Origin of the sequence: Microbacterium sp. (genome assembly GCF_036566905.1) — a bacterium.
Taxonomy (GTDB): domain Bacteria; phylum Actinomycetota; class Actinomycetes; order Actinomycetales; family Microbacteriaceae; genus Microbacterium.
The window spans coordinates 1-26,894 of sequence record NZ_DATCVK010000011.1 but is presented as its reverse complement, the minus strand read 5'-3'; the positions used below and the strand labels follow the sequence as shown (position 1 = coordinate 26,894).

Genomic DNA, 26,894 nt, shown 5'->3' with positions numbered 1-26,894 from the left:
TGAGTGAGGGCGGGGTGTGACCCTCGAGGGACGTGGGCGGTGACGGATGCCTCGACTCGAGACATCCGTCACCCTCCTGTCACGGGGCTACTGCTGCTGGAGCAGCCGGTCGAAGTCGGGCTCGGCGTCGATGTAGCCGAACTCGACCGCCAGCGTGCCGAGGTCCTCGATGCCGGCGTCGGCGAGGTCCCACGTGAAGGTCGGGAGCGTGATGCCGGCAGCCGCCTCCTCGGGGATGTCGAGGTTGGTCGCGATCGCGGCGCGCACGGCGTCCTCGTTGTCGCTCGCCCACTCCAGCGCCTCCGCCATCGCGGCCGAGTAGTCGGCGACGAGGTCGGGGTCGTCGTCGAGGAGCGCCTGCGTCGTGATGTTCGTGAGCACCGACAGCCCGGGGATCGTGGCCTGGTACGGCGCGACGACCGAGACGCCGCCGTCGCCGAGGACCATTGCGCGGAACGGGTCGGGGGCCCACGCGGCGTCCATGGTGCCGGCGGCGAGCTGTGCGGGAACGTCGGGGAACGCGACCTCGACGAACTCGATCGTCGACGGATCGCCGCCGTCGTCCTGGACGGCCTTGCGGATGGTCAGGTCTCCGGCGGCGCCGATGGTGTTCACCGAGACCTTCTTGCCGGCGAGATCGGCCGGCCGCGTGATGCCGGAGTCGCCCAGCGCGACGACCGCGTTGACGTCGTCGCCTTCGGCGAGGCTGTTGGCGTAGTTGCCCACGATCACGACGCCGAGGTCCTGGACGTCCGCGCGGATGGGGCCGAACGGCTGACCGATGGCGAACTGGATGTCGCCGCTCAGCAGCGCCGGGATGGCATTGGCGCCACCCTGGGCGGGCACGACCTCGATCTCGAGGCCGTGATCCTCGAAGATGCCCTCGTCGATCGCCGCCCAGAGGGCGCCGGTCTCGGCGATGGGCAGCGCGGCGACGCGGACCTTGGTGAGCTCCCCGCCGCCGGCGTCGCCGGACGGGGTGGAGGACGGAGTATCGGCGGAATCGGTGCAGCCGCTGAGCGCGAGCGCGGCGGCGGCGAGTACGCCGAGGGTGACAAGACTCTTCTTCATTGACGGGCCTCTCAGAAGCGGGTGCTGTGGGTGCCGTCAGCCGCGTCCGTCCGACCAGGAGTCGGGGTCGGCACCGCGGCGTGCCGGACAAGAGTCATCGTGCGCCTCTCAGCGTCGATTGTCAATGCTTTTGTGACGCGCGTCACGGATTGCATGAATCAGCCCGGGACTTCGCGCCGCGGCATCCGCTCAATGGAAATCGTGGCGTGCGTCGCGAGCCGCCCCGCGCAGGATGGGTCCGCACGCACTGCGTGCCTATTGCCATTACCTATGGTCATAGGTATTCTCGGTTTACCGCGGTGCAGAGACGCACCCGGAAGAGGAAAGGACCTCTCTCATGGCCCACGCGACCCCCGCATCGCCCTCGGCGGCCGCCCTCGTCGACGGCTTCTCGCTCGAGATGACCGGCAAGGACATCGCCGGCCTCGAAGAGGCGCGCGACACGATCCCGCAGGGGACGAAGGTCAACGTGACCTTCCTCGGCAACGAAGACCTCGAGATGCGCGTCGCGGCCGCAAAGGCCGTCAAGGAGATGGGGTTCATCCCCGTCCCACACCTGTCGGCGCGGCGGCTGCGGTCGCAGGACGAGCTCGAGCAGTTCCTCGGGCGCCTCCAGGAGGTCGGCGCGACCGAGCACGTGTTCGCGGTCGGCGGCGACCCGGCCGAGCCCGAAGGTCCGTACCCCGACGCGCTGACCGTGATCCGGTCGGGCGTGCTGCAGAAGTTCGGCGTGCGCGAGGTGTCGATCGCGGGATATCCCGAGGGCCACCCCGACATCCCCGCCGACGTGCTCTGGCGCCACCTCGACGAGAAGGCGCTCACGCTGGCGCAGGAGGGACTGGATGCCGTCGTCCTGACCCAGTTCGCGTTCGACACCGATCCGGTGATGACCTGGATCGGCCAGGTGCGCGATCGCGGCATCGACGCGCAGATCCGCATCGGCACGCCCGGACCTGCCGGCATCAAGCGGCTGCTCGGCTTCGCGCGCCGCTTCGGCATCGGTGCGAACGCGATGATCGTGAAGAAGTACGGGTTCTCGCTCACCAACCTCATGGGCACCGCCGGCCCCGACCGCTTCGTCTCCGACCTGGCCGAGCGCCTGACCTCGGCCCCTCAGCCGGCCGGCGCTTCGATGGACACAGCGGCGGCGGGAACGGGCGCGACGAGCGCGTACGGCGACGTCAAGCTGCACTTCTACACGTTCGGCGGCCTGCTCGCCACGTCGCAGTGGGCGCGGGAGTTCGTCGCCGCGCAGGCGCACGGGGCGCGGCGATGACGCCGCACCTCGACGTGCGGCGGGATCACGCCTGCCTGATCGTGCACGGCCCCGACCGCTCCGGCATCGTCGCTGCGGTGACCGCGCTGGTCGCGCGCAATCTCGGCAACATCGTGACGCTCGACCAGTACTCCGACAACCCCGAGGGCGGCGAGTTCTTCCAGCGCGTCGTCTTCCACCGCGTCGACCTGCAGGCGGCCCTGCCCGCGATCGAGGCCGACCTCGACGAGACGCTCGGCCCGCTCGGTCTCGAGTGGCGACTGACCGACCAGTCGATCCCCAAGCGCATGGCGATCCTCGCCTCGACGTCGGACCACTGCCTGCTCGAGCTGCTCTGGCGACACCGTCGCGGCGAGCTGCCGGTCACGATCCCGATGGTCATCTCGAACCACACCAACACCGCGGAGGACGTCCGCAGCTTCGGCATCCCGTTCTTCCACGTCCCCTCGCAGGGAGCCGACAAGTCGGCCGCCGAAGCACGGATCGTCGAGCTGCTGAAGGGCAACGTCGACTTCGTCGTGCTGGCCCGCTACATGCAGATCCTGTCGGATCGCTTCCTCGAAGAGGTCGGCGTGCCGGTGATCAACATCCACCACTCGTTCCTGCCCGCGTTCATCGGTGCGGCCCCCTACCGCAAGGCCAAGGAGCGCGGCGTCAAGCTCATCGGCGCGACCAGCCACTACGTCACCGCCGACCTCGACGAGGGGCCGATCATCGAGCAGGACGTCGCCCGCGTCACGCACGCGATGACCGCCGGAGACCTGCAGGCCCGCGGCGCGTACGTCGAGCGCGCGGTGCTCTCGCGGGCGGTCGAATGGCACGCGCAAGACCGCGTGATCCGCCACGGCAACAGCACGATCGTCTTCACGTAATCCCGAACCACACCCCACGAACAGAGAGGTTCCCCATGGCGAAGAATCTGCAGGAGCTACTCGACGGCCAGAACGCCGTCGAGATGCTGCGTAACTCGCAGATCGGCTCGTACATCTATCCGGTCGTCCCCGCGGACTTCCAGAACTGGATCAAGGAGCAGAAAGCATGGCGCGACACCGCCGTGCTCTACGACCAGTCCCACCACATGGACAATGTGTTCCTCAAGGGCTCGGATGCGATCCGCCTGATCTCCGACACCGCGATCAATTCCGTGGCGACCTTCCCGGTGAACCGCGCCAAGCAGTACGTGCCGACGACCGCGTCGGGGCACGTCATCGGCGACGGCATCCTGTTCCACGAGGCCGAGGACGAGTACGTCTACGTCGGTCGGGCGCCGGCATCGAACTGGCTGCTGTACCACGGCGAGACCGGCGGCTATGCGAACCTCGACGTCACCGTCGACCGCCGCTCGCCCTCGCGTCCCTATGGCGACGCCGTCAGCCGGCGCTACTACCGGTTCCAGATCCAGGGCCCGGCGGCATGGCAGGTCATCGAGAAGCTGAACGGCGGACCCCTCGAGCAGCTGAGGTTCTTCAGCATGTCGGAGATGCAGATCGGCGACGCCAACGTCCGCACCCTGCGCCACGGCATGGCGGGAGCGCCCGGCCTCGAGGTATGGGGACCGTACGAGGACCACCACCGCGTCCGCGACATCATCGTCGAGGCGGGCGCGGAGTTCGGCCTCGTCCCGGTCGGCTCGCGCGCGTACCCGTCGAACACCCTCGAGTCGGGCTGGATCCCGTCGCCGCTGCCCGCCATCTACTCCGGCGAGGCCGAGCGCGGCTACCGCGAGTGGCTCGGCGTCGACAGCTACGAGGCCACCGGCACGCTCGCCGGCTCGTTCGTGTCGGAGAACATCGAGGACTACTACCTGACGCCCTGGGAGCTCGGCTACGGCTCGTTCGTGAAGTTCGACCACGACTTCATCGGCCGCGACGCGCTCGAGAAGGTCGACCCCGAGACGCAGCGCCGCAAGGTGACGCTCGCGTGGAACCCCGAGGACGTGACGAAGATCTTCGCGTCGCTGTTCGACGTCGAAGGCGACAGCTACAAGTTCTTCGACCTGCCGCTGGCGAACTACGGGTCGGCGAACTACGACTCGGTGACGGATGCCGACGGCAGCGTCGTGGGCTTCTCTATGTTCACGGGGTACAGCGCCAACGAGAAGCGCGCACTCTCGCTCGCGACCGTGAACCCGGACGTGCCGGAGGGCGCCGAGGTGACGGTCGTGTGGGGCGAGCCGAACGGCGGCACCAAGAAGGCCTCGGTCGAACCGCACCAGCAGCTCGAAGTCCGCGCGGTGGTCTCGCCCGTGCCGTACTCCACCGTGGTGCGTCAGAGCTACCACGGCGGCTGGCGCACCGGGTACGAGCCCCAGCCCGCCTGACCCACGAGACCCGAGGGGGTCCGCCCGCTCGGGCGGGCCCCCTCGTACCATTCCGCCGAGCCGGCGGGGCGCGGCATCCGCTGATCGCTACTCTCGTGGAGGGAAAGGAGTCGCATGAGTCTGCGGTACGCGCTGTTGGCGATCCTGCGGGTGGGTCCGCTGTCGGGGTACGACCTGCAGAAGCAGTTCCACCAGTCCGTCGGACACGTGTGGCATGCGCCCGACTCCCAGATCTACCCCGAGCTGCGCAAGATGGAGGAGCTCGGCCTCATCGAGGGCGAGGAGCAGACGCGCGGCGAGCGCGGCACGCGCCGCATGTACCACGTGACGGATGCCGGCAACCGGGCGTTCCTCGACTGGATGGCCTCTCCCCTGGACTACCAGCGGGTTCGCGACCCCGCTCACCTGCGAGCCGCCTACCTCGAGGCCGCCACGCCCGAGGATGCGCGCGGGTTCCTCGAGCGGCATATCGCGCAGTGGGCCGGCGAGCTGGCCCAGTGGGAGGGCGAGCTCGACCGCATCGACGCCGTCGCCAACCCCATGCTGGTGCGCCGCCTCGCGGTCACCGCCGACGCCGACCGTGAGCGCACCATCGCCTACAAGCGCTTCGCCTACGAAGGGCTCGTCGAGCGCGCGCAGGGTGAGATCGCCTGGGCGCGCCGCGGCCTCGAGCTCGTGGACCGCCTGGACGGCGCCGAAGCCGAGGTCTCCGGTATCGCGAAGGCATAGGCCTCCGACAGCACGGGGCGAGTTCCCGTCCGCGCCGACGGCAGGGCTCAGTCTTCGTCGTCGGAGGCCTCGAGGTCGAACGCGAGTCGCTGCAGCGTCGTCATCGCTGCGTCGCGCTCCGTCTCACTCAGGCGCCGCAGCAGCTGCCCGAAGGCGACGTCGAGCGCGCGGCCGGCCTCCTCCGCGATCGCGGCTCCCTGCGGCGTGGCCCGGATCAGCCAGACGCGGCCGTCGCGGGGATCCCTTGTGCGCAGGACGAGCCCCATCGCGGCGACCTGATCCACGAGTCGCACGACGTGCGCCTTGTCGAGGCAGAGGATGCGCCCGATGTCTCGTTGCGACAGGCCCCCGGATGCCACGGCCACCTCGACGAGGGAGTAGCTGCGGGCGCGCAGTCCGTAGGGGGCGAGCACCCGGTTGGACACGGTTGCGGCGACCGATGTGAACCGAGCGGAGAGGAAGCCGGGATTGCCGGCGAGGTGTCCTGCGGCGCGCGCGTCGCTCCCCTGTGCCAACGAATCCCCGTTCCGTGCCCCGACCTGTGACTCGAATTCTAGCCACGCCGACACCCGCTCACTGAGAGAACAGTTGCAATGCGCAACTAATTTCTCTAGCTTGTCAGCACACCCGCAACGAAGCGGGCATCCCGATCGTCCGGGGAGAACGACCTCGCCGGACCGGACCCGGAAGAGGACTCCATGTCACGCTTCTTCGACGGCACACGCGGGGGCATCCCCCGAGACGCACGATCTCGGCACGCCCGTCGGCGACACCGCTTGTCGGCGCTGGTGGGTGCGGCCGCAGCATCCGTCGTCCTCACTGTCGGCCTCGCAATGCCCGCCGCCGCCGCGCCGCCAGGGAGCACGAGCTCGCTGCCGCAGCTCTCGCCCGCACAGCCGGGCACGCTGCAGGCGTGCGAGAGTCTCGTGGACTTCGCCTTCCCCTCGACGAAGATCACCCAGGTCTCGCGGGTGGCGGCGGGCACGGTCAGCAACGGTGGCCAGCCGATCGGCGAGCACTGCCTAGTGCGCGGCACGATGAACGAGCGCGTGAGCACGTTCGACGGCCAGACGTACGCCATCGGGTTCGAGATGCGGCTCCCCTCGGCCTGGGCGGGGCGCTTCCTCTACCAGGGCAACGGGGGTCTGGACGGCTCGATCGCCCCCGCGCTCGGCGCCACGCGCGGGGGCGAGAGCGGACTGCAGATGGGGTTCGCTGTCATCAGCTCCGACGCCGGCCACAACGGCAGCCAGAATCCGCTGTTCGGTCGCGAACCGCAGGCGCGTCTGGACTACGGCTACCAGGCCGTCGGCACACTCACGCCGATGGCCAAGGCTCTGATCACCGATGCATACGGCCGCGGACCGGATCGCTCCTACATCACGGGCGGATCGAACGGAGGCCGTCACACGATGGTGGCCGCCGCGCGCTACGCCGACGAGTACGACGGCTTCCTCGCCATCTCGCCGGGCTTCAACCTGCCGCAGGCAGCGGTCGCCCAGCTGTGGGGCGCGCAGCAGTGGGCGACAGTCGCCACGACTCCCGCAGACCTGAGCACCGCTTTCACCCCGGCCGAGCGGACGCTCGTCGCCCAGGCGATCCTGGCCCGCTGCGACGGCCTCGACGGTCTGGCCGACGGCATGGTCCAGAACAGCACGACGTGTCAGCAGGCGTTCTCGATCAAGCGGGACGTGCCGCGGTGCACGGGGGAGCGGAACGGAACCTGCCTCACGAAGGAGCAGCAGGACGTGATCGGTGAGATCTTCGCCGGAGCGCACACGAGCAACAACAAGGCGATCTACTCGTCCTTCCCCTTCGACCCGGGCCTGACCCAGAGCGGCTGGGCCGGCTGGAAGTTCGGCTCCCCGATCACCCGCGACGCGCCGGCGGTCGGTTTCATCTTCACCACGCCGCCGGCAGATCCCAGCATCCTCGCCGATCTGCAGGGCTACGCGCTCGGTTTCGACGTCGACACCGAGGCGTCGAAGATCTACGCCACCTCGGGCATCTACACCGAGAGCTCGATGTCGTTCATGACGCCGCCCGACCCCACCCACCTCGACACGCTGCGCGACCGCGGCGCGAAGATGATCGTGATCCACGGCGCCTCGGACGGCGTGTTCTCGCCCGACGACACCGCCGCGTGGTTCGACGAACTCGACCGGAACAACGGCGGTGACGCCGAGCGGTTCGCCCGGTACTTCGAGGTTCCCGGCATGGGCCACGTCGCCGGAGGACCGGCGACCGACCAGCACCGCGGACTCGCCGCCCTGATCGACTGGGTCGAGCAGGGATCCGCACCCGACCAGCTGATCGCGTCGGTCAACCCCGCGAACCCCGAGGTGCCCGCGGACTGGTCTCGGACCCGCACGCGCCCGCTGTGCGTCTACCCCGAGATCGCCCAGTACATCTCGGGCGACCCCGAGAGCGCGTCCAGCTTCGCCTGCGAGACGCCGCGCCCCGGCCTCGCCTACGGCACGCGCTGACCGGTCGGCATGCAAGCGCGAGAGGGTGGGCTCGGCCAGGACCCGCCCTCTCGCCGCGGCCGGTCGGCTCTGGCACCTCGGGCCCTACCGTGGTCGTGGTCGTCGGCGGAGCCTCTGTTCCTCCACAGGCGCGTCTCGCGGGCCTCTTCTTCACGTTCTCCACAGCCCCTTTTCGTATGCTGATCTGGGTATTTGAATGTCGGTGGCTCCCGCCAGAATGGAGGTATGACGAACCTCGCCGACGCTCTCACGGAGCTCGGCGATGCGCTCGCGAGGGTGTCCGCGGCGGCGCTCGCCGACGGCGGGTTGCGGGGGTGCGATGACGCCGACGTGCTCGGTGCGCTCGCCACGGCGGGCCGGATCCGCCGCAGCGCGGAAGCGGTGATGGTCGAGGCGGTCGCGGTGATCGTGGACCGCGACCGTGGCGTCGGTCACGCTGACCGGGTCACGACGCGTCACGGATGCCGCAACATCAGTGAACTCGTGCAGCGCGCGACCCGGGTCTCGGGGCGGACGGCGTCCGACATGATCGCGGCCGCGGGGGCGGTGCAGCAGGCTGTCGCGTTGTCCACCGGGGAGGTGCTGCCGGCGGAGTTTCCGGGGCTGCGAGCCGCACTGAGCGGCGGGCAGGTCGGGATCGACGGGGTGATCGCGGCAACCGGCGCGTTCCGCGGCTGCCAGATCGGTCGGGCCGGCATGCTCGCTGCAGACACTGAGCTGGCCGCCGCCGCGTGTGGCGAGGGGGTGGATGCCGCACCTCCCGCGTCCGCCGATGAACTACGGGCCCTGGCGCAGGTATGGGCGGCGTACCTCGACCAGGACGGCGCCGAACCCGACGACACCCGCGCCCTCCGCAAACGCGGCATCACCGTGGGACGCCGCGGCGGCGACGGACTCGTCCCGCTCCGCGGCCTGCTGCTGCCCGAAGTGGCCGCGCAGCTGCGGCTGGGACTCGACAGCGTCCTCAACCCGCGCGGCGACGGCGCACCCGCACCGGGGCCCTGCTTCGTCGATGATGCGGACCGCGATCCATCGGAGCCGATGGCGTCAGCCGCCGACCTGCGCAGCCACACTCAGAAGCTGCATGACGCGTTCGCGGTGCTGCTCACCGCGGCGGCCGCATCCGGCGAGCTGCCCATGCTCGGCGGTGCGGCACCGACGCTGGTCGTCTCCGTACGCCAGGAAGACCTCGCCTCCGGCCGCGGTCGCGCCCACCTCCCCGATGACGACCAGCCGGTCCCGGTCGCGGTCGCCCGGCACATCGCCTGCACGGGCGCCGTCCAACGCGTCGTGCTGGGCGAGAACGGGCGAATCGTGTCGATCACGACCCTGGACCGCATCTTCAACCACTACCAGCGCAAAGCGATCACCCTCCGCGACGGCGGCTGCCTCATCCCCGGCTGCCCTGTCCCTCCGCAATGGTGCGAGATCCACCACGTCGAAGAACACTCCCGCGGCGGACCGACCCACACCGACAACGGCGTCCTGCTCTGCTGGTTTCATCATCGGACGATCGACAGTGGCGGCTGGCAGATCCGCATGATCGACGGCATCCCCTACGTCAGAGGGCCTTACTGGTGGGACGCCCAGGTCAAATGGCGACCCGCCACCACATCGCCCACCCGAAAACACGACCTCATCGCACGACGCGTGTGACGGGCAGTTCGAGAGTCCCGTGCGCGTACGGGGATCGCTTCGCGAGCGCCTCAGCAGTCGTGGTGAGAGGAATGCGGACGCGCATCCTCGCCACCCGAGCGCGTTGAGCGGTCGGCCATGATGGCAGCGTGGAGTACGTATCCAGGGCGGCCGGTCCGCCGCTCGACGGGCTCGTTGACGACCTCTACTACTTGGAGGGCGACCCGCCCTACTCCCGGTTACTGCTGCCGGCGGCCCCGGCGCCTCTACTCATCGTCAACCTCGGGTCGCCGTTTCTCATCCGGGCAGGCACCGACGTAGCAGCCGTCCAGTACACCGACGGCTGCGCGGTCACCACGCCCACCCGGGCGTGGGAGTTCGGCTACCCGACACCCACGCGGTCCGTGGGTGTCCACTTCAAACCGTGGGGGCTGGCGCCGTTCCTTCCGATGCCCGCGGCCGATTTGTGCGACCGGCCGGCGACGGTGGAGCAGATCTGGGACCGGCCCGCTACCGCCGAGTTGCGACACCGACTGGCCTTGGCAGACGGACCGTACGAGATGCTGACGTTGCTCGAGGCGGAACTGGTGCGACGGCGGCGCACGATAAACGGCCTGGACATCGTCCGCCAGATGAGCAGCGCCATCGCGGAGACCGGCGGAGCGGTGCCGATCAGCGACCTCGGCGTGGCAGCCCGCGCCAGCAGCACGTACTTGGCTCAGCGGTTCAAGGAGGTCATCGGCGTCACGCCGAAGCGGCTGGCGCGCAGCTACCGATTCACCGCCACCGTGCTGGCGATCAACGTCGCCGCGCCTATCGACTGGGGCGACGTCGCCGCTCGCGCAGGCTACTTCGACCAGGCCCACTTCGTCCACGAGTTCCGGGAGTTCACCGGGCTCACACCGACACGGTATGTCGAAGTCCGGCAACGCTTCCTCCGCGAACATCCCGACCACGTGCTGGCCGAGTGGCCGCTGCCCGCCGATTGATTTCTTACAAGATCCACGACGCACGACACACGAGACTTGTGACTGCGAACAGAGGAGAAGCCCATGGGCAAGGTGGTCATGAACGCGTCGGTCTCGGTGGATGGCTTCATCGCGGCTGAGAACGACGATCCCGGTCCACTCTTCGAATGGCTGGTCAACGGCGACGTGCCCTTGGACGGCAGCGGCGTACTGAACGTGACGCAGGCGTCGTACGACCACATCCGGCCGTACTGGGACGAGATCGGGGTGACGATCGCCGGCCGCCACAGCTTCGACATCACGGACGGGTGGGACGGGCAGCCTCCGAGCGGGATCGACCACGTCGTCGTCGTGACACACCGGCCGGCGCCCGAAGGCTGGAACCCCGACGCGCCGTTCCACTTCGTCCGGGGCATCGAGGCCGCCGTGACCAAGGCACAGGAGCTCGCGGGTGACCGCACTGTCGAGGTGGCCGCCGGCGACGTCGGCGGCCAAGTGCTCGCCGCAGGTCTTGTCGACGAGGTGCGCATGGACGTCGCACCCGTCGTGCTCGGATCCGGCAAGCGCTACTTCGGCTCCGTCGACTCACAGCACCTGCTGGAAGACCCAGACCTCGTTGTTCTGGGCAGCCGGGTGCTTCACCTGCGCTTTCCGGTGCGTCGCTGACCGTCCGCCGACCCTGTCCCGGTCAGTGCGCCATCGACGCCAGCACCTCCGGGTCGAGCGTGGCGATCGAGCGGGTGTCCTGGAAGGCGCGGACGCCCTCGATCCCCTGCTCGCGACCGAAACCCGACTGCTTCATGCCGCCGAACGGCGCCCGCAGGTCGAGGCGGGTCGCCCCGTGGTCGTTGACCCAGACGTAGCCGCATTCCAGCTGCGAGCCGACGCGCTGCGCGGCCTCCGGCGAACCGGTCCACACAGATCCGCAGAGCCCGCCCCACGTGTCGTTGGCGAGGCGCACCGCCTCGTCCTCGTCGTCGAACGGGATCACCGGGATGACGGGGCCGAACTGCTCCTGGGTGACCACGCGCAGGTCGAGCTCGGGATCGACGACGATCGCGGGGCGGACCCAGTTGCCCCCGGCCAGGTCGCCACCGGGCAGCTCTCCGTACTCGCGCACGTCGGCCCCGGCATCCTTCGCCTCCTGGATGATCTCGTCGACGAAGGCCTTCTGCGCCGGCTGATGCAGCGGGCCCATCGTGGTGCCCTCGTCGAGGCCGTGGCCGAGCGTGGCCTGCTCGAGCCGCGCGGCGAGTCCAGACACCAGCTCGTCGAGCCGTGAACGATGGACGAAGACCCGCTTGGCGTTCATGCAGATCTGCCCGGTGGTGTCGTAGATCGCGGCGTAGAGCCGGTCGAGGTGCGCGTCGTCGAGGATCGCGTCGTCGAGGAACACCGCCGCGTCGTTGCCGCCCAGCTCGAGCGTCACGCGGGTCAGCGTCTTGGACGCCATCTCCATGATCCGCTTGCCGCCGTTCACACTGCCGGTGAAGCAGACCTTGGCGACGTCGGGGTTCTGGATGAGGTCGGCCATGTCCTGATCGCGTCCGGTGACGACGTTCAGCACGCCCGGCGGCAGCTTCTCGGCGACCCGCTGCACGACCCGCGTGGTCGCCAGCGGCGCCGAGGGCGGCGGCTTCACGATCGCGGTGTTGCCGGCCAGCAGCGCGTGCGGCAGCGCGGCGCCGAGGATCGCGATGGGCCAGTTGAACGGCACGATCACGGTCACGACGCCCAGCGGCTGATACGTCACCTCGGTCGACACCGGGATCGCCCCGGGCACCGGCGGCAGTGTCTTGGAGGCGTCCACCTCGTCGGCCAGCATCAGGGCGAGGTTCCAGCGGATCTCGAACACGAGGGCGTCGATCCACGCCTCCATCCGGATCTTGCCGTTCTCCTGCGACAGGATCGCGGCGTCCTCGTCGCGATCATCTGCGATCCCGGCGATGGCCTCCGCCATCTTCGCGGCGCGCTCCTGAGCCGTGAGCGCCGCCCACGCCGGGAAGGCCGCCTTCGCCGCGGCAACGGCATCCTTCACATCAGAAACGGATGCCGCGGCCGCCTCGCCGACGACCGCCCCAGGCCTGCCAGGGTCGGGGATCGTCAGCACGTCGTCGGTGAACCGCTCCTCACCGCCGATGTACAGTCCCGTCCGAACCGATGTCCCCATCGCGGTCTCGCCCATGGAACGCCACCTCTCTGTGCTTCCTTGCTCCGGCTCTCGCCAGGGCGTGTGTTGTCGGGCTCCGGCGCTCGCCGGGGCGTGTGCATTCTTCTCGCTCCGGCTATCGCCGAAGCACGATGTTCGGGTTGTCGGCGGGTCGGCGCAGGATGCGCCGTCGACACCTGCTCCCAGCGTGCCTCCCGCATGCGCGTGAATCAAGATTGTCGACGATTTTCGCGCAGATTTCGTATGGAATGCTTCCCGGTGGGACCATCGTCGAGAGATAGTGTCAGTGCACGGACGAGGGCGCCGAAGGGGATGGCCGAGATGACGGATGCCGCAGTGCGCAGTGACGACGCGACGATGGAGCGGCCCGACCTCACCCAGGTCATCCGCGAGGCGATCCTCGACGCCCAGTTCGCACCGCATCAGCGCCTCATCGAAGCCGACCTGAGCGAGCGGTACGGCGCGTCCCGCGCCTCGGTGCGCACCGCCCTCCTCAATCTCGCCGGCGAGGGACTGGTCGAGCGCCTGCCCAACCGCGGCGCGCGCGTGCGCGCGATCACCGTCGACGAGGCGATCGAGATCGTAGAAGTGCGCATCGGCCTCGAGACGCTCTGCGCGCGCAAGGCCGCCGAGAACCTCACGCCCGCCGACGCCGAGCGCCTGCGCGCGCTGCGCTCCGACATCGAAGCGGCGATCACGTCGGGCGACCTCATGGCCTACTCGCGTCTCAACCAGGAGCTCGACCGCCGCATCCGCGACCTCAGCCGTCACGGCACCGCCACACAGCTGCTCGAGCGCCTGCGGGCCCAGTCTGCGCGCCACCAGTTCCGCCTCGCGTTCCACCCCGGCCGGGCCGCCACGTCGGCTCCCGAGCACATCGCGATCATCGACGCGATCCTCGCCAAGGACCCCGACGCCGCCGAGGCCGCAACGCGCGCCCACCTCGCTGGCATCGTCGAGGTCCTGCACGGCATGGAGTGAGCCGCGACGGGCGAAGAGGAAGGGGCGACCGGATGCCTCCGGCCGCCCCTTCCGCACGCTTCACGCGTCGAGCGAGCTAGCTCACTCGTCCCAGCTCTCGGCGGGGGCGTAGCCCTTGCCGTTGTACTTCTGCACCTGCACGGTCGAGACGGCGGGCAGGCCGTCCTCGGTCGTGTCGACGGTGGAGCCCTCGAGCATGAGCGGCGCGGTGTAGCCCGAGATGCTGCGCAGCTGTTCCATGAAGTCGTCGCGCGTCGGCTCGGTCATCTTCGCGAAGACCTGCTCGAGCGTCGCGCCGACCTGGTACGACCAGACGCAGTGCGGGAACGCGGGCACGTCGGAGTAGTCGGCGTACTCCTTGAGGCCGTCGAGGAAGGCGCCGCCGTCCTCACTGTCAGCGAACGTCGGGGCGGCCGCCGACTGGGCGAACGCAACGGTGTAGACGCCAGGGAACGCCGACGCACCGCCGGGCTCGAGGATGGCACTCGGGCTCGAGGTGTTCGACGGCAGGAACCACGAGGGCAGCCAGCCGAGCTCCTGCGTCTTCTGCAGCGACGAGATGACGAGCGGCGTGATCGACATCGCGTTGAAGAAGACGTCGGCGCCCGAGCCCGCGAGCTCGGTCAGCTGCGCGTCGACCGAGGTGTCGGTCGCCTCGTAGGTAAGCTCCTTCACGATCTCGATGTTGTCGGCGCCCTCGATGCCGGTTTTGAAGCCCTCGACGTAGCCCTCGCCGTAATCGTCGTTCTGCGACAGGATCGCGACCGTGTGGTCCTCCCCCGAGCTCGCCAGCAACTCGCCGAAGGCCTGGCCCTCGTTCTGATAGATCGGCACGAACCCGAGCGACCACGGGCTCTCCTGCTGGTCGCTGAAGATCGGGTCGCCCGACATGATCAGCGCCTGCGGCACCTCGTCGGCGATCGCCGCCTCGCGCCACGCACGGTTGGTGGGAGTGCCGAGGCCCGCCGTCATCGCGAACACGCTGCTCTTCAGCTGGTCGTAGTTGGCCTTGGCCTTCTGCGGGTCGTACTCGTCGTCGAGCGCTTCGATCTCGACCGTGCGGGTCTTGCCGTCGCCGAACTCGACGCCGCCGTCCGCGTTCTTGGCGCCGAAGTAGGCCGTGATGCCGGCCACGGTGCACGTTCCCGGGCCTGCCGTGGGGCCGCTCAGCGGCGTGGTGATGCCCAGCGTGATCGCGGTGTCGGTGATTCCGGGACTCGCCTCGGCGGCCCCGTCTTCGGTGCTGTTCGGCGTGCCGCCGCCGCGCGAGCAGCCGGCGGCGAGGACGGCGACGATGCCGATCCCTGCGACGACCGAGGCGACACGCATCTTCCTGCGGTTCGTACTCATTGGTCCTGCCTCTCTGTGTGGATTAAGACTGCACGGTGCTTGAAGACTGCTCAGGGGGTGGGTGGTGGTGGGGTCGTGGGCGGGGGCGCCGAGGGAGCCCCCAGTGCGTCGGCGACCGAGGAGGATCCCGATACGCCGGCCGCGGCATCCGTCCGTGCCATGCCACCGGTCGGCGCGGCGCCGCGGGGCGAGTCTCCGTCGCGCCGGCGACGGCGCCACAGCCTCGGCAGCGAGACGAGGCCGCCGGGCAGGATGAAGAGGACGATGAGGAGGATCGCGCCCTGCAGCATCGCCGTGATGTTGGGGTCGATGAGGTTCGTGATCTGCGGCAGCAGGACGTACCAGGCGCCGCCGAGGAGGGAGCCGACGATGCTGCCGGCACCGCCGATCACCATCGAGGCCAGGAGCTCGATCGAGTGCCCGAAGTGCAGCGTCTCGGGCGAGGTGTACTGGATCACCACCATGTAGAGGAAGCCGCTGACGCCGCCGATGAGCGACGCGATCGTGAACGCGAGCACCTTGTAGCGGTACGGCGAGATGCCCATCGAGCCGGCTACGGCCTCGTTGCCCTTCACGATCGCGAACGCGCGGCCGTACTTGCCGCGGACGAGGTTGCGGGTCAGCAGGAACGTGATGCCGCCGATGAGGATCACGATGTACAGCTGCCACTGGTCGTCGTACAGCCCGGTCCACTCGGGGGCGTCGGTGAAACGCGCGGAGGTGCCCTGGGATCCGCCGGTGAGGTCCGACAGCCGCTTCGCGAGCGGCACGCCGACGATGGGCAGGGCGATCGTCACCATCGCGATGGCGAGGCCGCCCAGTCGCGCCGCGGCGAGGGCGATGAGGAGTCCGATGACCGCGGGCACCAGGCACGCCAGCAGGAACACCAGCACGACGTTCCAGTCGTGCTCCACGCCCCACGCGGTGGCGTACGCCCCGACACCGACGAAGAAGATCTGACCCAGCGAGACCTGACCGGTGTAGCCCATCACCACGTTGAGACCGAGCACGGCGACGGCGAAGACGCCGATGCGGGCGATCGTCTGGTTGGCGAACTCGGGCAGGATGAGCGGCCCGACCACGAGCAGCACGACGACGAGGCCGATCCCCGCCCACCTCACCCAGGGACGGGCGAGGAAGGGGATCCGGCTCGAGGACTCCGCGGTCGAAGGCATCAGACGCGCACCACCGCTTTCCGGCCGAACAGGCCCTGTGGCCGCACGATGAGCACGACGAAGATGAGGATGAACGGCACGGCGATCTTGAGGTCGTGCCCGATGAAGGGGATGTAGACGGCCGCGAGGTTCTCGAGCACGCCGATCAGCCACGCGGCGACGACCACGCCGATGGGGCTGGAGAGACCGCCGAGGATGCACGCCGCGAGCGCGTACACGAGGGCGGAGTCCATCATCCCGGGGGTCAGAGTGAGCTGCGGGGCGACCAGCACGCCGGCGACGGCGCCGAGGACGGCGGCGAGTCCCCAGCCGACCATGAGGCTGCGGCCGACGTTGACGCCCGAGAACGCCGCGGATGCGGGGTTGATCGCGACCGCGCGGAGGGCCAGGCCCAGTTTCGTGCCGAGGAAGAGCGCCTGCAGCAGCAGCATGATCACGACGATGACGATGATCGTGCCGAGCGAGCGCACGCTGATCACGGCCCCACCGACCTGGATCGTCTCGAGCGGGAACAACGACGGGAAGAGGCGGTTGTTGTACGTCCAGACCCAGGCGCAGAACCCGGTGATCAGGGTCAGGAGCCCGATCGTGACGACGACGGCGGTGTCGGGGTCGCCCCGCTCGAAGCGGCGGATGAGGTACCGCTCGATGATCGCGCCGAGGAGGAACGAGGCGACGATGGCGGCGAGGATCGCGAGCAGGATCGGCACGCCGAAGCCGTTGAGGGCCCACGCGATGTAGGCCGACAGCACGGCCATGCCGCCCTGGGCGAAGTTGATGAGGCCCGTCGCCTGGTTGACCAGGACGATCGCGAGCGCGAGCGCCGCATAGATCGATCCCGTCGACAGGCCGTCGATCACGAGCTGGATGAAGGTGCCCACCGTCAACCTCCCAGGTACGCGCGGCGGATCTCGTCCATGCCCTTGAGCTCCGCCGTCGAGCCGGTCAGGACGCTGCGCCCGGTCTCGAGCACGATGGCGCTGTCGACGAGCGTGAAGGCGAGGTTGGCGTTCTGCTCGACCACGACCATCGCGATGCCCGACTCACTGCGCAGCCGCCCGATCGCCTGGTACACGGCCTTCGCGGTGCTGGGTGCGAGGCCGAGGGACGCCTCGTCCAGCAGCAGGAGCCGCGGCTTGGACATGATGGCGCGGGCGATCGCCAGCATCTGCTGCTCGCCGCCCGACAGTGCCGAGCCGGTCGAGCGGACGCGGTCCTGCAGCTGCGGGAAGAGTTCGAGGCAGTAGTCGACGTCGGCGCGGATGCCCTTTGCGTCCTTGCGGCGGTAGGCGCCGACCCGCAGGTTCTCGCGCACCGTGAGATCGGACAGCGTGCCGCGCCCCTCGGGCACATGGGCGATGCCGAGCGCCGCGACCTGGTCGGGACGGAGGCCACGGAGGTCCTTGCCGTCGAAGCGGATCGTGCCCGTCGAGCGGACCGTGCCCGACACGGCGCGCAGGGTCGTCGTCTTGCCGGCGCCGTTGGCGCCGAGGATGCCGACGGCGCCGCCGTCGGGGACGGTCAGCGACACGCCCTCGAGGACCTGGACGCGTCCGTAGAACGCCCGGACGTCGGCGAGCTCAAGCAGCGTCATCGACCGCGTCCTTTCCGAGGTACGCCTCGATGACCCGCGGGTCGGACTGAGCGTCGGCGGCCGAGCCCTCCATGAGCTTGCGGCCGTGGTCGAGCACGACGACGCGGTCGGTGAGGGCGGAGATGAGACCCATGTTGTGCTCGACGATCACGACCGTGATGTCGTCGTCGCGCACGCGGCGCACGGTCTCGATGAGCTGCTCGACCTCGGAGTGCGGGAGGCCGGCGGCGGGCTCGTCGAGCAGCAGCAGCCGGGGCTTCATGAGGAGCGCCCGGCATAGCTCGACGCCCTTGTGCAGTCCGTGCGAGAGCTCGTCGGCGCGCGTCTTCGCGGCCCAGCCGAGGCCGTGGCTCTCGAGCAGGGCGAGCGCCTCCTGGCGCAGCGCCTTCTCGGATCGCACCGTCCGCGGAAGGCGCAGCGACCACTCCAGCGGTCCGCCCGGCAGACGGCTGTGCGCGCCGAGCAGCACGTTCTCGAGTACGGTCTCCCGCAGCTGCAGCGCCGGATGCTGGAACGTGCGGGCGAGTCCGTGGCGGGCGAGTGTGGCCGGCGCGGAGCCCAACACCTCGTCGCCGTCGATCGTGATCGAGCCGGAGCTCGGCCGGTAGTGGCCGCTGACGCAGTTGAACAGCGACGTCTTGCCGGCGCCGTTGGGCCCGACGAGACCGAAGATCTGCCCGGCTTCCACCGTGAAGGTCACGTCTTCGAGCACCTTGACGCCGCCGAACTGCAGGCTGACGTCACGGACTGCGAGCCGAGCGCCCATCGCTCCACCTTTCGCACTCTCGCGTCATCGCGCCTTGGCATCTCGCGTCGTCGCGGCCGGTCCGGGGACTCGAGTCCTCCCCTGCTGGGAAAACTACGGACGTGCGGCGAGATTGTCAACGATTTTGGTGTGAAGTTCCGCGACCGTGACCTTGCGACTCGATGGTGACGCGCAGAGCGACCGCCGCGGGCATCTGTTTCCGCTCAACGGAACTGCCCCGTGAGATCGCACGGCATCGCTCCTACGCTGACCGCAGCTTCCGCAACAACGAAGGAGGGTCGACGATGACCGAGACACTCGCCCAGGCGATCGATCGCGCAGGCAGCGCGGTGGAACTGCTGCGCAACCAGAACTGGCCGGCATTCACATTCCCGGTCGCACCGGAGTTCACGAACTGGCGCGACGAGCAGCGGGCGTGGAACACGTCAGTCGCGCTCATGGACCAGTCGCACCACATGACGCAGCTGTTCCTCGACGGCGCCGACCTCATCCCGCTCCTGAGCTCGATCTCGCCCAACACGTTCGCGACGTTCCGGCCCGGCGTCGCCAAGCAGCTCATCTCCGTGAACCAGGACGGCTACCTCATCGGCGACGGGATCCTGTTCTACAACTCCGACGGCCCCGAGGGGCTCGTGCTCATCGGGCACCACATCCTCATCGACTGGGTGCGGTTCAACGTCGAGAAGGCGCAGTCCGCCGGCAAGGACGTCCGTTACCGCCTCGAGGCGAACTCTCACATGCGGCAGGGACCGCCGACCTTCTACCGCTACGAGTTGCAGGGCCCCCACGCCGACCTCGTCATGGAGAAGGTGTTCGGCGGACCGGCGCCCGAGATCAAGTTCTTCCACATCGGCGACGTGACCATCGCCGGGCGGCCGGTCAAGGCGCTCCGGCACGGCATGGCCGGACAGCCCGGGTTCGAGTTCTACGGCCCCTGGGAACACAACGAGATCGTGCTCGAGGCGCTCATGTCGGCCGGAGAGGAGCACGACATCCGCCGCGTCGGCGCGAAGGCGTACTCGTCGTCGCCGCTGGAGTCGGGGTGGGTGCCGACGCCGTTCCCCGCCGTCTTCGACGAGGACTTCGCGGAGTACCGCGCCTGGCTCCCCGCCGCGCGCATCGGCTCGGTCGCCGGCTCGCTGTACTCGACCGACGTCCACGACTTCTACATGACGCCGTTCGACATCGGCCTCGGGCGCTCGGTGCGCTTCGACCACGACTTCCACGGCCGCGAGGCGCTCGAGAAGCATGCCGAGAACCAGCGCCGGCGCAAGGTCACGCTGATCTGGAACGCCGACGACGTCGCGGCGGTCGTCCGCTCGCAGGTCGAACCGGGCACGCCCGCGAAGTACCTGGACTTCCCCAAGGCCCGCTACGGGCTGTACCAGATGGACGAGATCCTGAAGGACGGCGAGCGCGTGGGGATCTCGACGGATGCCGGCTACGTGGCGTACGACCAGCTCTACATGTCGCTGGCCACCCTGGACGCGGGACTCCGCGACGGCGACGAGGTCGAGGTCGTCTGGGGCGAGGATCCGGTCTCGCGCAAGGACTCGGTCGACGCCGACCACCGCCAGGTGCGCATCCGTGCGACCGTCGCCCCCGCGCCGTACCACGACTACGCGCGGACGGTCTATCGCGCGAACGCCTGAGCCGCGTTCGGGGGCGTTTCGGCTCGCTTCGCTCGCTCAACGAGCGGTCGTTGAGCGAGCGAGGAACGAGCGAGACGAAACGCCCTGGGCTTCCGCTGAACGGAACTCCGCGATGACCGCGGGGTTACGATGGCGGCGTCATCGAGGAGGATGCCGTGGCACGAGGATCTGCGGGTGAGTCGGTCTTGCACCGGCACCTGCGCGTGCTCGAGAGCTTCGACGCGTGGCATCCGTTCCTCACGCTCAGCGAGATCGCCGATGCCGCGGGCGTGCCCCGTTCGAGCGCGCACCGACTGATCGCCGAGCTCGAGCGCGAGGGGCTCCTCGAGCGGCTGCCGGATCGCACGTACCGTCTCGGCGTGCGGCTGTGGGAGTTCGCCAGCCGCACGCCGGGCGCGGTCGGTCTCCGCGAGATCGCGCGGCCCTGGCTGGGCGCCGTGCACGAACGGGTGCGGCAGCACGCGCAGCTGGGCGTGCTGAGCGGGCACGACGTGCTGTTCATCGACCGGATGTCGACCCGCGAGGCCGTCGTCAACGCGACGCTCATCGGCGGCCGCATCCCGCTGCACGCGTCGTCCAGCGGTCTCGTGCTGCTGGCGCATGCCGACAACGCCCTCGTCAACGACGTGATCGCGCGCGGGCTGCGGCCGTACACCGACAACACGATCCGCAGCGGCGCAGAACTGCGCGCGCAGCTGCGACGCGTGCGCGAGGACGGGTATGCGGTGACGGAGGGCGCGATCCACCCCGAGTCCCGTGGCATCGCGGTGCCCGTGACCGGACCGGGCGGCAGCGTCTACGCGGCGATCGGGGTGGTGGTGCCCAACGACGGCGCCTCGACCCACGGCTACGCCGAACTGCTGCGCCGTGCCGCCGCCGGCATCGCCCGCGAGCTCGCGATCGCCTACCGGCCCGACGTCGACGAGCGCACCCACGGCATCCGCTCGCTCGTGAGCGGGTCGCGGCGCTCGCTCGAGTATCTCGAGAGCCTCGACACCGACCCGCACGACGCCGGAACGCCCGTCGCTCCGGGTGCCTCCGATCCCGCCACCGGTGCCGGCCTCGGGCCTGCGCCGGTGCTCTAGGGTGGCGGCCATGACGACGATCGCGATCCTCGGCCTCGGCGAGGCCGGCCGTCGTTACGCCCGCGGTCTGGCGAATGCCGGGGCCGACATCCGCGCCTTCGACCCCGCCCACGACCTCGGCGATCCCGACGTTCCGCAGTTCGCGACGCTGGCCGACACCGTCGCCGGGGCCGACGTGGCGCTGAGCCTCGTCACCGGGCATGCCGCGGCATCCGTCGCCCGCGAGGCGCTGCCGCACATCGCCGCGGGGGCCGTGTACGCCGATCTCAACACCGCCGCCCCCGACCTCAAGCAGCGCATCGCCCGCCTCGCCGCCGACCGCGGACTCGCGATGGCCGATGTCGCGGTGCTCGCACCGGTGGTGCGGGCCGGGCACCGGACGCCGCTCCTCGCGAGCGGGCCCGGAGCACGCGCGTTCGCCGAGCGCGTGGGCCCGTTCGAGGTGCCCGTCGAGGTCATCGACGGCGACGCGGGCGAAGCCGCGCGCCTGCGGCTGCTGCGGAGCGTGTTCATGAAGGGACTCGCGGCGCTCGTGCTCGAGGGGCTCGGTGCCGCGCGCGCCGCCGGCGCCGAGGAGTGGCTGCGCGGGCAGATGGTGGACGAGCTGGGTCCCGACGGCGCCGCGCTCGTCGAGCGGCTCGTCGACGGCTCGACCCTGCACGCCGTGCGCCGCGAGCACGAGGTGCGCGCGGCCCTGGCGGCACTCGAGTCGTCAGGGCAGCCCGCCGACATGACCCGCGCGACGCTGGCCTGGTTCGAGCGGCTCGTCGCCGAGCGCGATCACGACTGAAGCCCGGCACGATACCCGCACCGCCCGCCCGGCACAACGGCGGAGCGCATTGGACGGAAGTGGCGTTGCCGCCGGCGTGAGCGGATGCGATCCTCGCCGCACACGCACGGCGCCGACCCCACGGCGGCTGCGGTTCACAACGCGAAGGAGCGTCGATGAAATCAACGTTCAGGCGACTGTCAGCGGTGTCGCTGGGCATCGCCGCAGCTCTCGTCCTCACGGCCGGCGTCACGTCGGCCACGGCAGCACCCGGCGGTCCCCACGCCGGCTCGCCCACCCTCACGGCATCCGAGTGCACGTCGCTCGCCGGCCTCACGATGGACGCGAAGGACATCGGACTGCCGACGAGCGGCGCCGACGTAGAGACGGCGGTGTGGGATGCCGCCGGCAGCTACTGCGCGGTCACCGGCTGGATCCGTGCGGTCTCGGCACCGCAGGACATGCAGTTCCGGGTCAACCTTCCCGCGCTCTGGAACGAGCGCACGCTGCAGTTCGGCGGCGGCGGGTTCGACGGATCCCTGGTCACCGCGACCGGCGCCTACACCGCTCAGCCGGCCGGCACCCCGACCGCGCTGTCGCAGGGCTGGGTCACCCTCGGCTCCGACGGCGGGCACCAGGGGGCGCCCGGGTTCGACGGCACGTTCCAGCTCGACGAGGAGCTGTTCCTCAACTACGGGCAGTGGTCGGTCAAGAAGGCGCACGATGCGGCCGCGGTCGTCATCGACGCGGCCTACGGCATGGACGCCGAGTGGTCGTACTTCATCGGCGGCTCCCAGGGCGGGCACGAGGCCCTCGACGCGGCGGCGCGCTACCCGAAGGACTACGACGGCGTCATCGCGAACTACCCGGCCTATAACGTCACGATGATGCACGTCGGCGCGGTCAACTTCCGCGACGCGCTGCAGCTCGAGGGCGGCGCCGGGCACCTCAACTCCGCCGAGACGGCGACGATCACGAACGCGGTCTACGCGACGTGCGACGGGCTGGACGGTGCCGTGGACGGGATCATCAGCGATGTCGCCGGCTGCGACGCGGCGTTCGACATCCAGTCCCTCGCCTGCCCTGCGGGAGTGGATGCCGGCACCGTCGACACGTGCCTCTCGGACGTCGAGATCGCAGCCGCGGTGAAGATCAGCACCGACTACGACCTGGGCATCGACATCGAGGGCAACTCGATCTTCGCGAAGAGCGCGCTCCTCGAAGGGGCCCTTTACCAGGGCTTCGCGGGCTTCGGCTCCAGCGCGCAGGCGCAGGGGCTGCAGTTCGCCGTGTTCGAGGCCACGATGCGGTACGGCGTCGCGGGTGATCCCCCCGGCTTCGACCCGTACACGGTCGATCCGCTGGACTACGCCGATCGGGTGCAGGAGGTCGGCGAGATCATGGACGTGACGGATGTCTCGCTCAACCAGTTCCGCGCGCACGGGGGCAAGATCATCCTGACCCACGGCACCATCGACGACTTCATCACGCCGCACAACACCGTGCAGTACTGGGAGTCGCTGCAGGACGAGTTCGGCAAGCGCCTCGACAAGTTCGCGAAGTTCTACATGGTGCCCGGCTGGGGCCACGGCCAGGGCCGGTTCCTGGCGCAGTACGACGGCCTCGACGCCATCGTCGACTGGGTCGAGCAGGGCATCGCCCCGTCCGGCCTCGTCGCCAGCGACGGCAACGCGGGCGCCGATCGCACGCGCCCGATGTGCGAGTACCCGGCCTGGCCCGAGTACTCCGGAACCGGATCGATCGACGACGCGAGCTCGTTCACCTGCGTGACGGGGTGACCGCGCGACCCGTCTCGTCGTGACGCGCGAAGGCCCCGGGGTCCGCCCCGGGGCCTTCGCAGCGCGGGCCTTCGTCACCCCGTTCAGCCGGCGGATGCCGACGGCAGGGTGTGGGCGTCGAGCGACGAGAAGTAGTCCAGCGATCGCCGCGAGGTGCTGGCGAGCGTGCGCATGCCGTGCCCGCCCGCGCCACCCGCCGCCTCGAGCGCACGCGAGATGCCGGCCGCCGCCACGGTCAGGAGCTCGACCGCGGCCTGCGGCGAGGTGCCGTCGTTCGGCACGACGACGCCCAGCGATGCGTGCACCAGGCCGTGCGCATCGAGGACCGGCACGGCGATGCCCCGCGATTCACGATGGATGTGCCCGTCGGTGACGGCGAATCCGTCTGCCCGCACCCGACGCAGCCGCGCTCGCAGCTCCTCTCCGGTGCGGATGGTCGCCGTCGTGTACGCCGGCCAGCCGGCTGCGATGACGTCTGCCACGACGCCCGGCTCGGAGTGGGCGAGCAGCACCAGGCCGCTCGAGCTGACCGGCAGCGGCACGCGGCCGCCGATCACGGTGGCGTTGACGACCGCCTCCCTGGTCGAGAGGCGTTCGATGAAGAGCACGTCCCGCCCGCTCAGCACCCCCAACTGCGTGTGCTGACGCACACGCGAGTGCACGGCCTCCAGCCACGGCCGGGCGAGCTCCCGAAGCCCCAGGGCGCCGGGGGTTCGCGACGCGAACTCCCACAGCCGGATGCCGAGCCGGTACGAGCGGTCCGGCATCCGTTCGAGCAGGCCCTCGCGCTCGAGCTCGGCGACGAGGCGGTGGGTGGTCGACACGGCGAGGCCGGTCGTCTCCACGATCTCGGTCAGCGTGAGGAACGGGCGCAGCACGTCGAACGCCTGCAGCACCCGCAGGTGCTTGTGCAGGACGGACTCGCCGTCCGAGCCGCGTGCCACGTCGAACCTCCTTCGGGTGGGGAGACGGATGCCGGGGCCGCCGGTCGCTGAGCCAGGTCGCTGCGCCTGTCGAAGCGTCCGGGACCCGGCGCCGCCGGCTAGGCCGCTCCCGCGGTGCGCCAGCCGCCGTGATACTCCTGCCGCACGGTCTCGGCGTACGGCACCGGGCTGACGACGGCGCGCACCGCGATCTGCTCGTGCGGTTCGACCGTGGTCTTGCCGGAGCCGCCGTCGGGCTCGCCCCACACCACGCGCAGCTCCGCGCCGATCGGCACGTCGCGGTCGACCGTCGCCAGCGAGAGGCCGCGCTTCTCGTTGGCGGTGACGCCGGTGAAGAGCGACAGCCCGACGTGGCTGCCGTCCGCGTCGATCACGGCGTCGTAATTGGACGATCCGTAGTTCGCGTTCGGCAGGTCGAAGAACTGATACCCCGGGCCTTCGCGGTCGAGCACGCTCGTGAGGATCCTGCCCAGGTCCTCGTCGTTCCAGGCGAGCGTGACCTTCTTGCGCTGCGACTCGGGATCGACCTGCTCGAGGGCCTCCCGGCCGATGAAGTCGTGGTCGAACTTCACGAACGAGCCATAGCCGAGCTCCCATGGCGTCAGGTAGTAGTCCTCGATGTTCCGGGACACATAGGAGCCGGCCAGCGCGTTGATCGCCTCGTAGCTCGTGGCCGGCAGCCACTCCCGATAGGCCCGTTCGGCCTCACTGCTGTAGATTGCCGGCAGCGGCGAAGGGATCCAGCCCGACTCAAGGGTGTTCGACGAGTACGCGCGGGATCCGCAGGGTTCGATGCCGAACTCGGCACCGGCCTCCAGCACGGCGTCGCGGATTTTGCCGTGCTGCCCATACGGTCCCCAGATCTCCAGTCCGGGAGCGCCGGCCATGCCATGGCGCAGTGTGCGTACCTGCTCACCAGCAATCGCCAGGTGCCCCATGTGGAAGAACTTCACCTGCTCAAGCTTTCCGCTGTTGAGCTTCTCAATGATTTGCCAGGCGTTCGGACCCTGGATCTGGAAGCGGAAGTACTCTCGCTGGACTGCCTGCCCGTAGGGCCGCGACGGCGACCGGTCGTCATATCTGCACTCGACGTCGTACCCGCCGGTCTCGGCGTGGAACTGGAGCCAGTTCGCTGCGGGGGCGCGCCCAACGTAGACGAACTCGTGTTCGGCCAGGTGGAAGAGGATGCCGTCGCCGATCACGCCGCCGTTGGACGCCGTCGGCACGAACTGCTTGGCGGTGTTTACGGGGAAGCCCGCGAAGCTGTTGATGCCAGTGTCGGACAGGAGCTTAAGCGCGCCAGGTCCCGTCATGAAGAAGTTCACCATGTGATGGGACTGGTCGTAGAGCACCGCGGTTTCGCGCCAGGCCCGCTGCTCGCGCCGCCAGTTGGTGAACTCCGCTGGCACCACCGGGTAGATGTAGGTGCCAAGCTGGGAGTTGCGCAACAGTTCGACGGCGTTGCCTGCCTCGTCGAGCACATCCTGCAGGGTCGTCTGGGCCATCAGGTTTCTCCTTCGGTAGGGGTCCGGTTTCCTGCGCCGCGCGCTCAGGCGGCGCGGTAGTTTTCGCGCGCGTACTGTACGAACGGGGCGGGCGCGACGATTGCCCGCATTTCAACCTGCCGGTGCGGTTCGACCTGGAGCTTGGCAGAGTTGGGCGTTTCACCCCAGAGGACGGTTACCTCGTCGCCGTCCCGGGCGGTCCCGGGGTCAAGGCTGGCGAGCGACACGAAGGACTGCTCGTTCGCGATATAGCCGCAGTCGAACGATTGGCCGATGGTGGCACCATCCAGCATCACCCGATCCACCTGGTACAGGGCGTACCGCGCCTTCGGCAGGTCGATGTATTTGGCCGGGAGGCCCGGGCGCAGGAGGGAGCCGATCGCCTCCTGCACGTCGTCGGGGTTCCAGACGAGCGTCACCTTGGTGCGCCGGGACCCCTCGGGCAGGGCCTCAAGTGCGTCGCGCCCGGTGAAGTCGTGATCGAACGCCACCGAGCGGCCGTAATCCAGGTCGTAGGGTGTCAGGTAGTAGTCCTCGATGTCCGGTGAATCGAAGCTGCCGCCCAGCGACCCTGCAGCCGGGGCCGGCAGCCACTCGCGATAGGCCCTGAGCCGGTCGT

General features: G+C 69.6%; 23 protein-coding genes and 1 pseudogene. 13 read left to right on the top strand and 11 right to left on the bottom strand.

Annotated elements, in window-relative coordinates:
• Nucleotides 1-87: 87 nt before the first annotated feature.
• Nucleotides 88-1,071: an ABC transporter substrate-binding protein gene (locus VIP82_RS01285; RefSeq protein WP_331905493.1), complete on the bottom strand. Its 984-nt coding sequence runs from the start codon at nucleotides 1,069-1,071 to the stop codon at nucleotides 88-90.
• Nucleotides 1,072-1,408: 337 nt separating this feature from the next.
• Between VIP82_RS01285 and VIP82_RS01280 the strand changes: the two genes are divergently transcribed.
• The 4 genes from VIP82_RS01280 (at nucleotide 1,409) to VIP82_RS01265 (ending at nucleotide 5,396) form a co-directional block, all read left to right on the top strand.
• The gene (locus VIP82_RS01280; RefSeq protein WP_331905492.1) at nucleotides 1,409-2,347 is read left to right on the top strand and encodes a methylenetetrahydrofolate reductase; all 939 of its coding nucleotides are present in this window, start codon (nucleotides 1,409-1,411) and stop codon (nucleotides 2,345-2,347) included.
• Nucleotides 2,344-3,219: a formyltetrahydrofolate deformylase gene (gene purU, locus VIP82_RS01275; RefSeq protein WP_331905491.1), complete on the top strand. Its 876-nt coding sequence runs from the start codon at nucleotides 2,344-2,346 to the stop codon at nucleotides 3,217-3,219. The genes VIP82_RS01280 and purU overlap by 4 nt, the downstream gene beginning before the upstream one ends.
• A gap of 35 nt (nucleotides 3,220-3,254) precedes the next feature.
• Nucleotides 3,255-4,667 carry a vanillate/3-O-methylgallate O-demethylase gene (gene ligM / locus VIP82_RS01270; RefSeq protein ID WP_331905490.1) on the top strand — a complete coding sequence of 471 codons (1,413 nt, stop codon included), beginning with the start codon at nucleotides 3,255-3,257 and terminating at the stop codon, nucleotides 4,665-4,667.
• A gap of 114 nt (nucleotides 4,668-4,781) precedes the next feature.
• Entirely contained in the window at nucleotides 4,782-5,396 is a 615-nt protein-coding gene (locus tag VIP82_RS01265) for a PadR family transcriptional regulator (protein ID WP_331905489.1), read from the top strand.
• A gap of 47 nt (nucleotides 5,397-5,443) precedes the next feature.
• On the opposite strand, the gene VIP82_RS01260 is transcribed toward VIP82_RS01265, so the two are convergent.
• On the bottom strand, nucleotides 5,444-5,911 hold the full coding sequence (locus tag VIP82_RS01260) for a MarR family transcriptional regulator (RefSeq protein ID WP_331905488.1): 468 nt from the start codon (nucleotides 5,909-5,911) through the stop codon (nucleotides 5,444-5,446).
• Nucleotides 5,912-6,094: 183 nt separating this feature from the next.
• On the opposite strand from VIP82_RS01260, the gene VIP82_RS01255 reads away from it, so the two are divergent.
• The 4 genes from VIP82_RS01255 (at nucleotide 6,095) to VIP82_RS01240 (ending at nucleotide 11,151) form a co-directional block, all read left to right on the top strand.
• Nucleotides 6,095-7,882 carry a tannase/feruloyl esterase family alpha/beta hydrolase gene (locus tag VIP82_RS01255; RefSeq protein WP_331905487.1) on the top strand — a complete coding sequence of 596 codons (1,788 nt, stop codon included), beginning with the start codon at nucleotides 6,095-6,097 and terminating at the stop codon, nucleotides 7,880-7,882.
• A 225-nt stretch (nucleotides 7,883-8,107) separates the two neighbouring features.
• Nucleotides 8,108-9,538: an HNH endonuclease signature motif containing protein gene (locus VIP82_RS01250; RefSeq protein ID WP_331905486.1), complete on the top strand. Its 1,431-nt coding sequence runs from the start codon at nucleotides 8,108-8,110 to the stop codon at nucleotides 9,536-9,538.
• Nucleotides 9,539-9,666: 128 nt separating this feature from the next.
• Nucleotides 9,667-10,506, top strand: a complete 840-nt coding sequence (locus VIP82_RS01245; RefSeq protein ID WP_331905485.1) for a helix-turn-helix domain-containing protein — start codon at nucleotides 9,667-9,669, stop codon at nucleotides 10,504-10,506.
• A 63-nt stretch (nucleotides 10,507-10,569) separates the two neighbouring features.
• Nucleotides 10,570-11,151, top strand: a complete 582-nt coding sequence (locus VIP82_RS01240) for a dihydrofolate reductase family protein (protein ID WP_331905484.1) — start codon at nucleotides 10,570-10,572, stop codon at nucleotides 11,149-11,151.
• A gap of 22 nt (nucleotides 11,152-11,173) precedes the next feature.
• Here the strand turns inward: VIP82_RS01240 and VIP82_RS01235 are convergent, their stop codons facing one another.
• Nucleotides 11,174-12,670 carry an aldehyde dehydrogenase family protein gene (locus VIP82_RS01235; protein WP_331905483.1) on the bottom strand — a complete coding sequence of 499 codons (1,497 nt, stop codon included), beginning with the start codon at nucleotides 12,668-12,670 and terminating at the stop codon, nucleotides 11,174-11,176.
• Between the two features lie 306 nt (nucleotides 12,671-12,976).
• On the opposite strand from VIP82_RS01235, the gene VIP82_RS01230 reads away from it, so the two are divergent.
• Nucleotides 12,977-13,636 carry a GntR family transcriptional regulator gene (locus VIP82_RS01230; protein WP_331905482.1) on the top strand — a complete coding sequence of 220 codons (660 nt, stop codon included), beginning with the start codon at nucleotides 12,977-12,979 and terminating at the stop codon, nucleotides 13,634-13,636.
• 81 nt (nucleotides 13,637-13,717) lie between these two features.
• Here VIP82_RS01230 and VIP82_RS01225 read toward each other — a convergent pair whose 3' ends face one another.
• From VIP82_RS01225 to VIP82_RS01205, 5 genes are read right to left on the bottom strand one after another with little or no spacing between them, the layout of a single operon-like run.
• Nucleotides 13,718-14,986 carry an ABC transporter substrate-binding protein gene (locus VIP82_RS01225; protein WP_331905481.1) on the bottom strand — a complete coding sequence of 423 codons (1,269 nt, stop codon included), beginning with the start codon at nucleotides 14,984-14,986 and terminating at the stop codon, nucleotides 13,718-13,720.
• Between the two features lie 50 nt (nucleotides 14,987-15,036).
• A complete protein-coding gene (locus VIP82_RS01220) occupies nucleotides 15,037-16,161 on the bottom strand; it encodes a branched-chain amino acid ABC transporter permease (protein ID WP_331905480.1) in 1,125 nt (374 codons plus the stop codon).
• Nucleotides 16,161-17,042 (bottom strand): branched-chain amino acid ABC transporter permease, encoded by an 882-nt coding sequence (locus VIP82_RS01215; protein WP_331905479.1) that lies wholly within the window; start codon nucleotides 17,040-17,042, stop codon nucleotides 16,161-16,163. The genes VIP82_RS01220 and VIP82_RS01215 overlap by 1 nt, the downstream gene beginning before the upstream one ends.
• 2 nt (nucleotides 17,043-17,044) lie before the next feature.
• Nucleotides 17,045-17,755: an ABC transporter ATP-binding protein gene (locus VIP82_RS01210; RefSeq protein ID WP_331905478.1), complete on the bottom strand. Its 711-nt coding sequence runs from the start codon at nucleotides 17,753-17,755 to the stop codon at nucleotides 17,045-17,047.
• Nucleotides 17,742-18,521, bottom strand: coding sequence for an ABC transporter ATP-binding protein (locus VIP82_RS01205; RefSeq protein WP_331905477.1), 780 nt, complete (start codon nucleotides 18,519-18,521; stop codon nucleotides 17,742-17,744). Before VIP82_RS01205 ends, VIP82_RS01210 begins: the two co-directional genes overlap by 14 nt.
• A gap of 284 nt (nucleotides 18,522-18,805) precedes the next feature.
• Here VIP82_RS01205 and VIP82_RS01200 point away from each other — a divergent pair, with 284 nt between their 5' ends.
• The 4 genes from VIP82_RS01200 to VIP82_RS01185 all read left to right on the top strand — a co-directional run bounded on the left by VIP82_RS01200 (nucleotide 18,806) and on the right by VIP82_RS01185 (nucleotide 23,826).
• Nucleotides 18,806-20,173, top strand: a complete 1,368-nt coding sequence (locus VIP82_RS01200; RefSeq protein ID WP_331905476.1) for an aminomethyl transferase family protein — start codon at nucleotides 18,806-18,808, stop codon at nucleotides 20,171-20,173.
• A gap of 155 nt (nucleotides 20,174-20,328) precedes the next feature.
• Nucleotides 20,329-21,258, top strand: coding sequence for an IclR family transcriptional regulator (locus VIP82_RS01195; protein WP_331905475.1), 930 nt, complete (start codon nucleotides 20,329-20,331; stop codon nucleotides 21,256-21,258).
• A gap of 10 nt (nucleotides 21,259-21,268) precedes the next feature.
• Complete coding sequence (locus tag VIP82_RS01190) at nucleotides 21,269-22,048, top strand: DUF1932 domain-containing protein (protein ID WP_331905474.1); 780 nt, start codon at nucleotides 21,269-21,271, stop codon at nucleotides 22,046-22,048.
• Between the two features lie 155 nt (nucleotides 22,049-22,203).
• Nucleotides 22,204-23,826, top strand: a complete 1,623-nt coding sequence (locus tag VIP82_RS01185) for a tannase/feruloyl esterase family alpha/beta hydrolase (protein ID WP_331905473.1) — start codon at nucleotides 22,204-22,206, stop codon at nucleotides 23,824-23,826.
• 83 nt (nucleotides 23,827-23,909) lie between these two features.
• On the opposite strand, the gene VIP82_RS01180 is transcribed toward VIP82_RS01185, so the two are convergent.
• The 3 genes and pseudogenes from VIP82_RS01180 to VIP82_RS01170 all read right to left on the bottom strand — a co-directional run.
• On the bottom strand, nucleotides 23,910-24,770 hold the full coding sequence (locus VIP82_RS01180; protein ID WP_331905472.1) for an IclR family transcriptional regulator: 861 nt from the start codon (nucleotides 24,768-24,770) through the stop codon (nucleotides 23,910-23,912).
• A gap of 98 nt (nucleotides 24,771-24,868) precedes the next feature.
• The gene (ligM, locus tag VIP82_RS01175; protein WP_331905471.1) at nucleotides 24,869-26,275 is read right to left on the bottom strand and encodes a vanillate/3-O-methylgallate O-demethylase; all 1,407 of its coding nucleotides are present in this window, start codon (nucleotides 26,273-26,275) and stop codon (nucleotides 24,869-24,871) included.
• Between the two features lie 44 nt (nucleotides 26,276-26,319).
• A pseudogene (locus VIP82_RS01170) lies at nucleotides 26,320-26,894 on the bottom strand (aminomethyl transferase family protein); the annotation flags it as partial.